This window comes from Myxococcus sp. CA039A, assembly GCF_013336645.1.
GTDB lineage: Bacteria > Myxococcota > Myxococcia > Myxococcales > Myxococcaceae > Myxococcus > Myxococcus llanfairpwllgwyngyllgogerychwyrndrobwllllantysiliogogogochensis.
The window spans coordinates 1-13,528 of the sequence record NZ_JABUMQ010000311.1 but is presented as its reverse complement, the minus strand read 5'-3'; the positions used below and the strand labels follow the sequence as shown (position 1 = coordinate 13,528).

General features: G+C 68.3%; 12 protein-coding genes and 1 pseudogene. 2 read left to right on the top strand and 11 right to left on the bottom strand.

What is annotated here, in order from left to right:
• The 4 genes from HR086_RS37210 to HR086_RS37195 all read right to left on the bottom strand — a co-directional run.
• Window positions 1-458, bottom strand: a 458-nt coding sequence (locus tag HR086_RS37210; RefSeq protein ID WP_174468008.1) for an AAA family ATPase, incomplete at its 3' end; no start/stop codon positions are given.
• A gap of 9 nt (window positions 459-467) precedes the next feature.
• The gene (hslV, locus tag HR086_RS37205) at window positions 468-995 is read right to left on the bottom strand and encodes an ATP-dependent protease subunit HslV (protein WP_141646352.1); all 528 of its coding nucleotides are present in this window, start codon (window positions 993-995) and stop codon (window positions 468-470) included.
• A gap of 101 nt (window positions 996-1,096) precedes the next feature.
• Window positions 1,097-1,999 (bottom strand): tyrosine recombinase XerC, encoded by a 903-nt coding sequence (locus HR086_RS37200; protein WP_141646351.1) that lies wholly within the window; start codon window positions 1,997-1,999, stop codon window positions 1,097-1,099.
• A gap of 59 nt (window positions 2,000-2,058) precedes the next feature.
• Window positions 2,059-4,299 carry a kinesin gene (locus HR086_RS37195; protein ID WP_174455220.1) on the bottom strand — a complete coding sequence of 747 codons (2,241 nt, stop codon included), beginning with the start codon at window positions 4,297-4,299 and terminating at the stop codon, window positions 2,059-2,061.
• 219 nt (window positions 4,300-4,518) lie between these two features.
• On the opposite strand from HR086_RS37195, the gene HR086_RS37190 reads away from it, so the two are divergent.
• Window positions 4,519-4,824 (top strand): hypothetical protein, encoded by a 306-nt coding sequence (locus HR086_RS37190; RefSeq protein ID WP_174455219.1) that lies wholly within the window; start codon window positions 4,519-4,521, stop codon window positions 4,822-4,824.
• Between the two features lie 18 nt (window positions 4,825-4,842).
• Here HR086_RS37190 and HR086_RS37185 read toward each other — a convergent pair whose 3' ends face one another.
• A complete protein-coding gene (locus HR086_RS37185) occupies window positions 4,843-6,510 on the bottom strand; it encodes a PD40 domain-containing protein (protein WP_174468007.1) in 1,668 nt (555 codons plus the stop codon).
• Window positions 6,507-7,883 carry a methylenetetrahydrofolate--tRNA-(uracil(54)-C(5))-methyltransferase (FADH(2)-oxidizing) TrmFO gene (trmFO, locus tag HR086_RS37180; RefSeq protein ID WP_174462357.1) on the bottom strand — a complete coding sequence of 459 codons (1,377 nt, stop codon included), beginning with the start codon at window positions 7,881-7,883 and terminating at the stop codon, window positions 6,507-6,509. Before trmFO ends, HR086_RS37185 begins: the two co-directional genes overlap by 4 nt.
• A 282-nt stretch (window positions 7,884-8,165) precedes the next feature.
• Between trmFO and HR086_RS37175 the strand changes: the two genes are divergently transcribed.
• Window positions 8,166-8,552, top strand: coding sequence for a TraR/DksA C4-type zinc finger protein (locus tag HR086_RS37175; protein WP_141648807.1), 387 nt, complete (start codon window positions 8,166-8,168; stop codon window positions 8,550-8,552).
• Window positions 8,553-8,615: 63 nt separating this feature from the next.
• On the opposite strand, the gene HR086_RS37170 is transcribed toward HR086_RS37175, so the two are convergent.
• The 5 genes and pseudogenes from HR086_RS37170 to HR086_RS37150 all read right to left on the bottom strand — a co-directional run.
• Window positions 8,616-9,200 (bottom strand): biopolymer transporter ExbD, encoded by a 585-nt coding sequence (locus tag HR086_RS37170; protein ID WP_254623699.1) that lies wholly within the window; start codon window positions 9,198-9,200, stop codon window positions 8,616-8,618.
• A 3-nt stretch (window positions 9,201-9,203) separates the two neighbouring features.
• Window positions 9,204-9,725 (bottom strand): biopolymer transporter ExbD, encoded by a 522-nt coding sequence (locus HR086_RS37165; RefSeq protein ID WP_174462356.1) that lies wholly within the window; start codon window positions 9,723-9,725, stop codon window positions 9,204-9,206.
• A 19-nt stretch (window positions 9,726-9,744) separates the two neighbouring features.
• Complete coding sequence (locus HR086_RS37160) at window positions 9,745-10,485, bottom strand: MotA/TolQ/ExbB proton channel family protein (protein WP_141648809.1); 741 nt, start codon at window positions 10,483-10,485, stop codon at window positions 9,745-9,747.
• Window positions 10,486-10,560: 75 nt separating this feature from the next.
• A complete protein-coding gene (gene topA / locus HR086_RS37155; protein ID WP_174462355.1) occupies window positions 10,561-13,143 on the bottom strand; it encodes a type I DNA topoisomerase in 2,583 nt (860 codons plus the stop codon).
• 11 nt (window positions 13,144-13,154) lie between these two features.
• A pseudogene (locus HR086_RS37150) lies at window positions 13,155-13,528 on the bottom strand (DNA-processing protein DprA); the annotation flags it as partial.

Here is a 13,528-nt window from a genome sequence, read left to right as displayed (position 1 = left end):
GGCGGGGGCGGAGGAGGACGGGAGCCGCCACTGTGGAGCAGCTCCATCAGCCGGTCCTCGGCCAGCTCCTCGGCGCGGGGGCGGACCTTCTCCGTCTCCTCCTCGCGCACCAGGGAGATGGCGTTCTCGACGAGGTCGCGAATCATCGACTCCACGTCGCGGCCCACGTAGCCGACCTCGGTGAACTTGGAGGCCTCCACCTTCACGAAGGGCGCCTGCGCGAGCTTCGCCAGCCGGCGGGCAATCTCCGTCTTCCCCACGCCGGTGGGTCCAATCATGATGATGTTCTTCGGATGGATTTCGTCGCGCAGGTCGTCATTGACCTGCTGACGGCGCCACCGGTTGCGCAGGGCGATGGCCACCGCGCGCTTGGCGGCGTTCTGCCCGACGATGTAACGGTCCAGTTCGCTCACCACCTCGCGAGGCGTGAAGGCGGACGGCTTTCGCGATTCGGCCACGGGGGGCTCCTAGAGCTCTTCGAGGGAGATGTTGGCGTTGGTGTAGATGTCGATTTCGCCGGCGATGGAGAGCGACTCCCGCGCCACGTCCCGCGCGGGCATCTGCGTGTGCGCCATGAGCGCGCGCGCGGCGGCGAGCGCGTACGGGCCGCCGCTGCCCACCGCGGCGATGCCGTAGTCCGGCTCAATCACGTCACCCGCCCCGGAGAGGATGAACGTCTTGTCCTTGTCCGCGACGACGAGCAGCGCCTCCAGCCGACGAAGGAACCTGTCGGTGCGCCAGTCCTTGCCCAGCTCCACGCAGGCGCGCGCCATGTTCTTCTGGTGCTCCTTGAGCTTGCCCTCGAAGCGCTCGAAGAGGGTGAAGGCATCGGCGGTGCTGCCCGCGAAGCCGGCGAGCACCTGGCCCTCGCCCAGCTTGCGAACCTTCTTCGCCGTGTTCTTCATCACCGTCTTGTCGAGGGAGACCTGCCCGTCGCTGGCGATGGCGACCTTCCCGTCACGCCGCACACAGAGGATGGTGGTTCCGTGGAACATGGAGCGGGTTTAACAAGCCGCGCCCCGCGTTTCCAAGGAACACCGCCTGCCTGTCCGCTCCCGCACCGTTTCCTCGCGCCAGGGAGCGGCGAGGCGCACCCTCACGCCCGGGGATGGGCCGCGTCGTAGACCTGCTGGAGCTGCTCCCAGCTGACGTGGGTATACCGCTGCGTGGTGGACAGACTCGCGTGGCCCAGCAGCTCCTGGATGCTGCGGATGTCCGCGCCCCCTCCGAGCAGGTGCGTGGCGAAGGAGTGACGCAGCGCGTGTGGACTCACCTTGCGCGCCAGCGCGCACTTCAGCACGTGCGCGTCCAGGTGTCGGCGGATGCTCCGAGGCGTCAGCCGTCCCCCACGGAAGTTGAGGAAGATGGCCTCTGGAGCCTGGCTGGGTTTCGGCTCCGCCAGCAGCTCCCCGCGCCGGGCGAGGTATGCCTCCAGCGAGCGGATGGCCTGCGCGTTGACGGGGACGAGGCGCTCCTTGCTGCCCTTGCCCATGACCCGGACGATGCGCCCGCTCCGGTCCACGGCGAGCAGGTCCAAGTCACACAGCTCGCTGATGCGAAGCCCGCCGCCGTAGAGCAACTCCAGGATGGCCTTGTCGCGCAGCCCGAGCACCGTCTTCAAGTCATGCACGTCCAGCAGCGCGAAGACCTCCTCCACCGGCAGGACCTTGGGCAGCGCCTTGGGCAGCTTGGGGCTCTTCACCAGCTTCGCGGGGCTCGCGGGCAGGAGCTTCTGCCGCACCAGGTACTTGTAGAAGGACTTGATGGAGGCGAGCCGACGGGCGCGGCTCGCGGGGGCATGGTCCACGCTCAGCGTGCCCAGGTAGCCGCGAATGGCGGCGTGGGAGCCGGCCAGGAGCGAGAGCTTCATCCGCTCGACGAGGTAGCGCTCGTAGTCCACCAGGTCGACCAGGTAGTTGCGCACCGTGTGCGGTGACGACCCCTTCTCGTCCTCCAGGTGGACGCGGAACTTCTCCAGCAGCGGCGAGAGGGTCGTCATGGCGAGGCCAGCGTAGGGGGCCCGGAGAGGCTCGCAAGATTCCGGGCCCCGCGAAACCCCTACTTCGTCGGCACGGCGGGGGCAACGACCGGAACCACGGGCGTCGGCGCGGGCAGCAGCGCGACACACGTGGCGTCCGACAGCCACGCCTTCTCACACATCCACGTGAGGATGGGGTTGCGCACCTGCCAGAGCAGCACGAAGAAGATGAGCGCCCCGAGCCCGAACCGAGCCCAGCCGGACAGCCCCTCCGTCTCGCCATCCTCGTCCTGCTGGGCGAGCATCGCCGGGCGGACCATGTCCCGTCGGTCCACGCGCGCTCCCCGGGGCAGCCTGGGACGCCGTGTCACGAGCGTGGACAGTCCATGCGTCAACATGAGGCGGTCATTGAGCGCCCAGCCGGAGCCTTCCAGGAGCAGCGCCAGATTGCGGCGCCGCAGCTTCAGCCAGCCGAGCAGGCCCGCGGGCGCCATGACGACGATGGCGATGAGGGACGCCGCGGTGATGACGTCCACCATCGTCAGCGACTTCACCTGCGTGACGATGAACGCGAAGGACGAGCCCAACGCCGCCGCCGCGATGCTGCCCGCCGCGATGACTCCCGCGAGCCCACCGGGAGATGGGGCCGGAGCCGCCGCCGGAGCCGCGACGGGAGCGGGCGCCGCAGCCACGGTCTGCGAATACCCCTGCTCCAGCGTGGCGTCGAAGGTCTTCTCTCCCGCCGACGCGAGCCCTTCAATCTTGCCGGTGATGAACGAGGCCATGCGAGTGAAGGGCATGGTCATCGACTCCCACAGCGACACGGGCTGGCGGACGACATGCGTCACCGTGGCGTCGTGCTCCTGGCCATCCACGTCGTAGAAGACGCCGCGCTTGCCCACGACCAGGTCCGTGCTCCGGCCGCGTGTGACGGGCACCGCCACCTCGTAGCCGGGCGTGCCGTCCTTGGGCGCCACCAGCACGTAGAGGATGCACGTGGTGCCCTGGCTCGTGAGCGCCGCGTGCTCCGCGCGGTTCTTCGCGAGCACCGACAGCGTGTACTTGCGTCCGCCGAGGATGAGCGTCCCCTTCTCCATCAGCGCGGGCGCCTTGGGGAGATAGAGGTTGGGCATGCTGATGAAGTTGTTGGCGAACACCAGCAGCCAGCGCTGGTAGAGCACCAGTCGCTCCAGCTCGACGATGGCGGCCAGCGTGGGCGCCAGCGAGAGGTCCGCCTGACTGGCCGCATCGATGGCGTCCAGGTCCGTGAGCGACACGGTGGGCAGCGAGTCGGCCAGCTTGTGCACCGGGTTCGCCTCGCGCTGGGTGAACCATGCGAGCACGGCGTCCGCCTTCGCCACCAGCTCGCGCCACGCCGTGTCCGACAGGCGCTCCGAGTCTCCCGTCACCGGCGCGGCGACGTCGCGACGGAACGACTGCAGTTGCTCATAGGAGGGACCGCGCAAGAGCCGCGCCCACTCCAACACGCCCGAGGCTTCCGGCACCGCGATGGGCAGATCCCCCGCCGCCTTGCCCAGCGCGGCCGAGTCACCCAGCGAGCTCTCCACCCGCTCCGCGCGCAGCCTCAAGTTGGCCGCGGCCTCCGGCTGCACCGCCACCAGGCGGCACTGGAGGAAGTAGGTGTCCAGCAGCGGCGCCACCTCGCGGATGCGTCGCGCGCGCGACTCGCTCTCTTCGCCCCATACGAAGACGTCGCCACGCTTGCCCAGATGGGCCAGCAGCGCCTCGCGAGCCTCGCGGAAGCGCTGCAGCATCGGCCGGTCCACGCCCGCCTCGCCCGAGCGGTTCTTCAACTCGGGGAAGGACGCCATGACGTCCTTCGCGAGCGGGCGCAGGGACTCCGGCAGGCGCTCCGGGGCGATGATGCCATCACCGTTCTGCCCCGACTTGCGCAGCTCCAGGTCGCTCGCTCGCACCTGGCCAAGCGAGATGCGCCCCATGTCTGGCGCGCCCACCGTGCGCAGAATCATCTCCGCCGCGGTCCGCAGCGAGGCCGCGTCCGAGGACAGCGCGTTCAAGTCCAGCACATCACTGTTCGCGTCCGCGCCGCGCCGGTCCTTCAAGTGCTTCGCGGCCCAGGCCACCGCGGCGCGCACCTCCGCCACGCGGACGCGCGCATTGCCGTCCGTGTCCAGGAACTTGAGGAAGGCCGGGTCGCAGCTCAGCCCCTCCAGCGGACACGCCGTGGCGATCCACTGCGTCTCGGGAATGCGCGCGGCCTCCACGAGCACATCGAAGGAAGGAATGTCGACCTGAAGCGAGCCGCCATAGCGGCGATAGGTGAGCGGAGTCGAAGTCATACAGGCGGCGGACCTAAGCACACCCGACGTCACCTCGCACGGCTCCGAAGCAGCGTCTCTCCATGAGGCCAGCCGCTCGGCTGTCACGTCGGACCGGGTGTCCCATCACCCGGACGACGGCGCGTTCCAAGCCACCGGAACGACGTGCGCCTGCGAGTGGCGAGCCCCCTGCAATCGACGCGGCGGCACACCTGGCCTCGCACGAAAGAAAGGCAGCCCATGCACGCCGCCGCCGAATACGACGACCGCTTCCACCTGAGCCGCAAGCGCTACTACCAACTGCTCGCGCTCTCCACCCTCTGGTTCACGGTGAACGAGACGCCGCTGCTGCCCGTTGGCCTGCTCTTCGCGCTGCGCTTCGTGGGAGCCAACTACGAGACGACGTTCTTCCACTCCCTGCGCACGGGTCGAAAGGTCGCCCTCATGTGCCTGGGCATGGCCCTGTTCTCCCTGCTCCTCTTCGGCCCCCACGCGGGCTTCAGCGTCGGGCCCGGAGGCGTGAGCTTCCAACTCACGCTCCGGTGAACCCCACGCGACGCGCGACTACGGGAGGGCCGACACGCTGTAGACGCCGGCCTTCGGCCCCTGGGAGATGATGTACACGGCGCGCGAGTCATCCTTGCCGCCGAAGTACACCGGCACCTGGACGCCCTGGTCCAACGGCTTTCGCGCCTGCGTCTTCGCGTCGTACACGGCGATGTCGTACGTGTCCGAGTCCATCCGCGCCGACGTCGCCAGCACGCGCTGACCATCCGCGGAGAGCTTGTAGCTGAAGATGCCCTGGAGCCACGTCTGCGGGTCCGCCTTCTGGGGCAGCTCGAGCGCCTTGAAGTCACACGCGCGTCCGTTGCGGATGCAGTTGGCGCGGAACACCACCTGCCCGTTGCCCGGCATGAAGCCGTAGCCGAAGACGCCCCGGTGCACCTTCTCCGCCTTCTCCGCGCCCAGGGGATAGAGCATCAGGTCCACGGAGTACTCCGGCTTGAGGAAGCGCGAGAGGAAGGCCACGTAGCGCGCGTCCGAGCCCCAGACGAAGTTGGGCACACGGTCCCCCACCCGCTTCGGCGCGCCATCCGGCAGCGAGGCCACGGCCATCAAGCCCGCGCGCGCCGTCACGTCGTACCTGTCCAGGAAGCCCACGGCCTGCGAGTCCGGGGAGAAGGAGAAGATCTCCACGCGCTCGCCCACCTTGCGGCCCGGCCCGCCGGAGGCGGGGCCCACATACAAGTCACCCGGCACGTCCGGCTTGCCGTTCTCCGAGCGCGCCAGCCACTTGCCATCCGGAGAGAACCCGAAGGCCTGCGCCGCCACGGCCAGCCGCTTCGGCTTCTGCCCCGGCAGCTCCGCCAGGTACAAGTCGTAGAGCCCGCGCACGGATTCGCTGCGCACCTGGAAGGCCACGCGCTGACCATCCGGAGACACTGCGTAGTCACCCACCTGGTCCGCGAGCTTGCGCGGCGCCTCCTCGGGCTTCTCCACCGACACCGCCGCGAGCCCCCCCGCCGCGGACAGCCGCCGCTTGAGCAGCAGCGTCTTGCTGTCGGAGGTGAACTGCGCGGTGCTCACCTCGGCCGCCACGTCGACGAACGGCCCCGAGGGCAGCGGGCCCAGCTTCAACTTGCCGCCGTCCACGAAGGCCAGCTTCGTCCCGTCCGGCGACGGCAGCATGTAGCTGACCGCCGTGCCCAGCACCGTCGGCTCCGCCTTCGCGTCATCCAGCACCGCCACGTTGAGCGAGCCGGACTGCGAGGCCGGGTTGTAGCCGGTGAGGTACAGCGCGTGCTTCGAGTCCGCCGAGAACAGCAGCCCGCCCGGCACGTTCGTCACGCTGTCGCCCAGCTTGCGCGGCTCGCCCCCCTCCACGGCCACCACGAACAGCTCCCCGAGCAACATCTGCGGAGGCACGCCGTCCAGCCGGGGCTTCTGCCCGTTCAACAGGTACGTGGCGAAGCGTCCGTCCGACGTCAGCCGCAGGTCCGCCGCGCGGCCCGCCGCCAGCAGCAGGCCCTGCCCTGCTCCAGCGGGCGCGCCACGTCCGGAGCTGCTCGGCGCGGACGCGCGGCTCGGAGGCGCGGAGCCACCCGAGGCCGTCGCGGCGGGGGCATTCCCCTTCGCCCCGCTGTCCTCGCCCTTCTTGCACCCCGTGCCCGCCACCATGAGCGAGGCCATCAGGCCCGCGCCCAGAAGTCGTCCCAGCCTCGGCCGCATCATGCGCTCCTCTGCTCCTCAAGCTCCGGGGTGCCCGACGAGGGGACACCCGCGTGCGGCAGCCACGCCGCCAGGTCCTGCTTCGCGCGGGCCGAGTACGCCGCCCGCTTGTCCGCCTTCTTCATCCGCCCGGTCAGCGGCGGGAAGAGGCCATAGATGATGTTGGAGGGCTGATGCGGGTAGTCCGGCGGGTGCGCTTCGCCCGTCACATGACGGAACAGCGAGCCCAGCGCCGTCGTCGCCGGGGGCGGCACCCACTCCTTCCCGCTCAAGCGCGCGTGCAGCGCCAGCGCCACCAGGTAGCCACACGCCGCGCTCTCCACGTACCCCTCCACGCCGGACACCTGCCCCGCGAAGAACACCCGGGGCTCGGTCTTCAGGGACAAGTCAGCCGACAGCAGCCGGGGCGAGTCGATGAAGGTGTTGCGGTGAATCTGCCCCATCCGGAGGAACTCCGCGTTCTGGAGGCCGGGGATGCAGGAGACGAAGATGCGCTTCTGCTCGCCCCACGTCAGGCGCGTCTGGAAGCCCACCATGTTCCAGGACGTACCGGCGCGGTCCTCCATGCGCAACTGCACCACCGCGTGCGGCTCCTGGCCCGTGCGAGGGTCCCGGAGTCCCACCGGCTTCATCGGCCCGTAGGCCAGGGTGTCGTCGCCGCGTTCCGCCATGACCTCGATGGGCAGACAGCCTTCGAAGTATTTCGGTTCCTCGAAACTGTGCGGCACCACCTTCTGCCCCGCCTTCAACTCGGCGATGAAGCGGTAGTACTCCTCGCGGTTCATCGGCAGGTTCAGGTAGTCGTCGCCGCCGCCCTTGCCGTAGCGACTCTGTCGGAAGGCCACCGTCAGGTCGATGGAGTCTCCGGAGAGGATGGGGGCGATGGAGTCGTAGAAATAGAGCTTCTGCCCCACGTGCCGCTCCAGCTCACGAGTGAGGGCATCCGAGGTCAGCGGCCCGGTGGCCACAACGACGGGGCCCTCCTCTGGCAGCGTCTCCACCTCGCCGGCCACCAGCTCCACGCCCGCCTGGCGCAGCAGCGACTCGGTGATGGCCTTGGAGAAGCCCTCGCGCTCCACCGCCAGCGCGTCTCCGGCGGGTACCCGGTGGGCATCCGCGCTGCTCAGAATCAGAGAGCCCAGCGAGCGCAGCTCCGCGTGCAGCAGGCCAATGGCACTCTCCGGGTTGTCCGAGCGCAGCGAGTTGCTGCACACCAGCTCCGCGAGCTGATCCGACTTGTGCGCCGGAGAACGCTTGTGGGGCTTCATTTCGCGCAGCACCACCGGCACACCCCGGCGGGCGAGCTGGTATGCGCACTCCGTACCGGCCAGGCCGCCGCCAATCACCGTCACCCGCTGCTGCTTCACGTCCGCCATCCTGTTCCTCCCGGGAGCGCCGAGCGCCAGCCCGTCAGCGAACAGTTAGCAGGACTGGCACGCCCTGTCCCACTCGCGAAGCCATGGGCGTCAACCCGGCGTCTTGTCCAGGGCCCCACGTCCGGCCGCCTGCCCCCCGAGCCACCTTCGCCCCTGGTTGGAAGGCGCGGTTTCCCCACCTGGGTTGCACCCCTACGTTTCTCGCGTTCATCGCTCGAGGCAGCGTTCTTCCGAGCGAGCGCACAACGCACTCGAAGACAGCAACACGGAAACGAGGCCACCATGAGCCGAGCCCAAGATTTGCTGAAGGTTCGCGAGATTCTTCAGCGCCGCAGGCGGGAAATCCTCACCACCAGCAGCGGCACGCACCGCGAGCTGACCGCGCTCAAGGAGCAGGAGCGGGATCCCGAGTACGAGGAGAACGCCCAGTCGGAGCTGGCGGACTACACCCTGTCCAGTCTGATGGAGGCCCAGCGCCGCGAGGTCATGCTCATCGACGCCGCGCTGCTGCGCATGGACACGGGCGTCTTCGGCGAGTGCGTGGACTGCGGCCAGGAGATCTCCATGGACCGCCTGGAAGCCCTGCCCTTCGCCATCCGCTGCGCGGAGGACGCCGAGCAGCACGAGCAGGACACACGCGGCGGGCACTACGCGACGCCGTCGCTGTAGCCCTGTGCCGGTGACGTGACAGGCGGGCGCTCCCTGGTTCCGCCGGGGAGCGCCGCTCGTTCTTCAGTCGCCCTCTTTCTTGAGGACGACGAAGCGGTAGTTCTCCAGCTCGTTCTGTCCCGCCGTGTAGAGCACGCTGAGGAGCAAATCGTAGGGGACCTTGCGGTCCGCGATGACCGACAGCTCCTTGCTGAAGGGCGCCTGAGGGTTGCGCTCGGCGATGTACTTCAGCTTCTCCACTTCCTTCTTGAACCGGGCGTCGAGCGGGAGCACCAGCCGGCCCTGGAGTGCCTCGGCGGGGAGCTGACCGTTCTGCAGCCGCAGCACCTCCCGCTCCCCCACCAGCAGGCTCTTGGCGGTGATGGTGACGGCGATGGTGTCCTGCGGCGTGGCGCGCGTGGTGGAGATGGGCGGCCGGACGTCCTCGGAGGCCGTCACCGCCGCGGAGGACGACGCGAAGGACTTGAGCAGGAACACCAGGAGGATGGTCATCATGTCCATCATCGCGGTGATGTTCAGCTCCTTGATTTCTCCCGCCGCGTCGCGCTCCTTGCGCTTCTTGCGAGACAGCGCCCGGCGGAAGCGCAGCCGCGCCAGGGCCTCCTCGTCGACGGCATCAGGCGCGTGCGACATGGGTTCGGAGGACATGGCTCAGGTCCCCGCCAGGGTGACATCGGGGAACAGCAACCGGCGCTGGGGACCCTGCTCCTCGCGCAACGCATCCATCGTCTGGATGAGCACGTCGTAGGGCACATCCGCGTCCGCGCCGACGATGACCTTCGTCTCCTTGGGAAACTCGGTCTTTATCTTCACCATCCACGCGTTGAGCGCGGCGTAGTCGTAGACGCCGTCGGCGGTCGTCGGCACCGTGGGCGCGCCGCCTTCTCCGAGGATGGCGTTCTCACTGCTGACGAAGTGGCCCTTGCGGGAGATGAGCACGGACAGCGTGAGCTTCGGCTCGTCGCTCGGCGACTCTGGCGTCATCCCCGTGGACGGCGCGCCGTAGCCTGGCGCGCTCACGTTGAGGATGCCGAACGAGGTCAGCCCCGTGATCGACAGCAGCATGAAGATGATGAGGTTCATGAGGATGTCGAGGTACGGGACGACGTTCAGCTCGCCCGACTCTTCTTCCTCGCGGACCTTCAGCTTGCGGCGGGAGTAGTGGAACGCCATGGCGCGCGCTCGCCCCGCCCTACGACGCGCGGGCTTCGAGCTCCGTGGCCGCCGGGTCCACGCTGCCGCGACGCGACAGGAGGTTCTCCAGCTTCAGCGCGTTGAGCTCCAGGCTCTCCACCATGCTCTTCGCGTACGACGTGAGGAACAGGTGGAAGATGATGCAGACCACCGCGATGGAGAGCGCGAAGGCGGTGTTGTTCATCGCCTTGGAGATGCCGTCCGACAACAGCCGCTGCTTCTGGTCCGCCGGCACGTCGCCCAGCGCCTGGAAGGTGCCGATGAGGCCGAAGATGGTGCCAACCAGGCCCACCAGCGTGGCGATGTTCGCCAGGGACCACAGCCAGGGGATGCGCTTGGACACATGCGGGCTGTGCTCGATGAGGGCCTCTTCCACTGCCTTGGCCACCTCGATTTCACCCCGGTTCGCGTGCACCAGCCCCGCGCGGATGACCTTGGCCAGGGGCGCGGTCGGCGCCATGCCGCACACCTTCACCGCGCGGTCCAGGTTGCCGCCGCGCACCAGCTTGGAGATCTGCTCCATGAAGGGCGCCGGGTTCAGGTTGTAGCGGAACACCAGCGTGACGATGCGCTCCAACGCCACCGCCAGCGCGCACGCCAGCCAGAACAGGTTCACGAACATGAACGGACCGCCATCCTTGAAGAACTTGATGACGGAGTCCGTGACGCCGAGCTTTCCGGCGTCCGCGGCCGCGAGGCTCGCGTTGACCAGCAGCTCGCTGACCACCGAGGAAATCATTGGTCGGGTTGTAGGGCGGGCCCGCCGAAGCTGTCAAGCCACGGACGGGCCAGCCCCCTGTAAACACTTGGGTTTTCAGGCCGCCGACGACGTTCCCGGGTCCGTGGGGACGCCCGACTGCTCAGCGACCTCCCGCCGGTAACCGCACTCCTTGTTCGGGCAGGCGACGTACGCGCCGTCCCGCTTGGAGAACTTCTGGAGCAGATACGGCGACGCACAATCCGGGCACGCCTCCGCCAGGGGCCGGTCCCACGCGGCGAAGCGGCAGTCCGGGTAGCGGTTGCAGCCGAAGAAGATCTTCCCGCGGCCGCTGCGGCGCTCGGTCAGGTAGCCCTGCTTGCACTCCGGGCAACCCACGCCGATGGAGATGGGCTTGGACGTCTTGCAGTCCGGGTAGCCCGAGCACGCCATGAAGCGCCCGAAGCGTCCGCGCTTGATGACCATGGGCTTGCCGCACTTCTCGCACAGCTCGTCCGTCGTCTCTTCCTCGACGATGACGATCTTCCCCTCGGCATCCCGCTTGAAGTCCTTGGTGTTCTTGCAGTCGGGGTAGTTCGAACAGGCGAGGAAGTGCCCCATCTTTCCGAACTTGATGACGAAGTGGTTGCTGCACTTCTCACAGGCGATGTCGGTCTTGATCTCCTCGCGCTTGACGTCGCGCATCTCCGCCTTCGCCTTCTCGAGCGTGTCCTTGAAGGGCCCGTAGAAGTCGCGCAGCACCGACACCCACTTCGCTTCGCCCTCGGAGATCTGGTCGAGCTTCTCCTCCATCGTCGCGGTGAAGGTGACGTCCAGTTCGTGGGGGAAGTGTTTGACGAGCATCTCGTTCGTCATCTGCCCCAGGTCCGTGGGCCGGAAGCGGCCCTCGAGCTTCTCCACGTACTTCTTGTCCTGGATGGTGGAGAGGATGGCCGCGTAGGTGGACGGGCGGCCAATGCCCTTCTCTTCCAGCTCCTTCACCAGCGTGGCCTCGCTGAAGCGCGGGGGCGGCTGGGTGAAGTGCTGCTCGTGCAGGAGCTTCTGCAGGCCCAGCTTGTCGTTGTCGTTGAGCAGCGGCAGGTCGCCCACGGCGTCGGCGCCATCCGCGCCCTCTTCGCCCGCGGCCTTGGCCTTCTCCTTCTCCGACTCCTCTTCCGGCGTCAGGCCCGCGCCGTACACCGCGAGGTAGCCGGGGAACTTCAGCGTGCTGCCGGAGGCGCGGAACGTGGCCCGGCCCGCGGCGATGTCCGCGCTCGTCTGGTCGTACACAGCGGGCTTCATCTGGCACGCCACGAAGCGGTTGTAGATGAGCTCGTAGAGCCGGAACATGTCCTGCTCGTCCATCGCGTCGAAGAAGGGCCGCACGCGCTCCGGCGGGTACTCCAGCGACGTGGGGCGGATGGCCTCGTGGGCATCCTGCGCGCTCTTCCTGGACTTGTAGACCACCGGCTCTTCCGGCAGGTACTCCGCGCCGTACTTGGAGCCGATCATCTCCCGCACCTGCTTCACGGCGTCGTCCGACAGACGCGTGGAGTCCGTGCGCATATACGTGATGAGCGCCGTCTGGCCTTCCTCGCCGAGGGGCACGCCCTCGTAGAGCTTCTGCGCCAGCGTCATCGTCTTCTTCGCGGTGAAGGACAGCCGGTTGGCCGCCTCCTGCTGGAGCTTGGAGGTGATGAAGGGCGCGGGCGCGTTGCGGCGCCGCTCGCGGCGGTCCACCTTGGCCACGGAGAACGCGGCGTCCTTCAGCTCGTTGACCAGGCCCTCGGTGATGGCGCGGTCCTTCAGCTCCACCTTCTTGCCGTCCACCTTGGACAGCTTGGCCTTGAACGGCGGCGGGCCGGTGGGGCCTTCCAGGAGCGCGTCGAGCGTCCAGTACTCCTCGGGGACGAAGGCCTTGATCTCCGCCTCGCGCTCCACGATGAGGCGCACCGCGACGGACTGCACGCGTCCGGCGGACAGGCCCCGGCGGATCTTCTGCCAGAGCAGCGGCGAGATTTGATAGCCCACCAGGCGGTCCAGGATGCGACGCGTCTGCTGCGAGTCGTAGTTGTCCTGGTTCAGCTCACGCGGCTGGGCGATGGCTTCCTGGATGGCCTTCTTGGTGATTTCGTTGAAGGTCACCCGCATCGCGTCCGGATGCGCCAGCTCTTCCTTGATGTGCCACGCAATGGCCTCGCCCTCGCGGTCGGGGTCCGTGGCCAGGAAGACCTTGTCGGCGGACTTCGCCATCTTCTTCAGCTCGTTGAGCACCTTCTCCTTGCCCTTGATGACCTCGTACTCGGGCTGGAAGTCGTGCTCCACGTCGACGCCAATCTTGCTCTTGGGCAAGTCCTTCACGTGCCCCACGGACGCCTTCACCGTGTAGCCGGAGCCCAGGTACTTCTTGATGGTCTTCGCCTTGGCGGGCGACTCCACGACGACCAGGTAGTGCGGCCCCTTGCCGCGCGGCGTGGCCTCTTCCTCGGCGTCCGCGTCCACGGCGGGCAGCGAGTCGTCGTCACCCTTCTTGGTGGTACGCCGGCGGGCCGCGGTCTTCTTGGCCGCGGTCTTCTTGGCCGCGGGCTTCTTCTTGGCCGCAGTCTTCTTCTTGGCGGCCGTGCGACCGGCCGCCTCGCGGGGCGCCTTTTCCTCGGTCGCCTCGGTCTCTTCCGCCTTCTTCTTCGTCCGCGTGGCCATGACTCTCCTACCTAGATCTTCTCGTACAGCCTGCCCGGGTGCTGGACGACCAGCCCCGTCATCTCCAGCTCCACCAGCGCGCTGACGAGCGCCGCGGGTGTGAGGGTGCTCCCGGTCAGCACCTCATCGAACGTCCGGGGAATCCGGTCCAACACCGCATAGGCGCCCCGCGCTTCCGCGGAGAGCCCTTCCCACGAATCAGCCTTTCCCGGCGCCACCATCCACCCAGGGTCAACACCCACCGCCCGCCAGACGTCCTTCGCATCCAGGCACGCACTCGCGTGCCCTTCCCGCAGCAGGGCGTTGCAGCCTGCCGCATCCGCCTGACGTACATCCCCCGGCATCGCCAGCACCGGCCGGCCCTGCGCCCGCCCCGCCTTCGCCG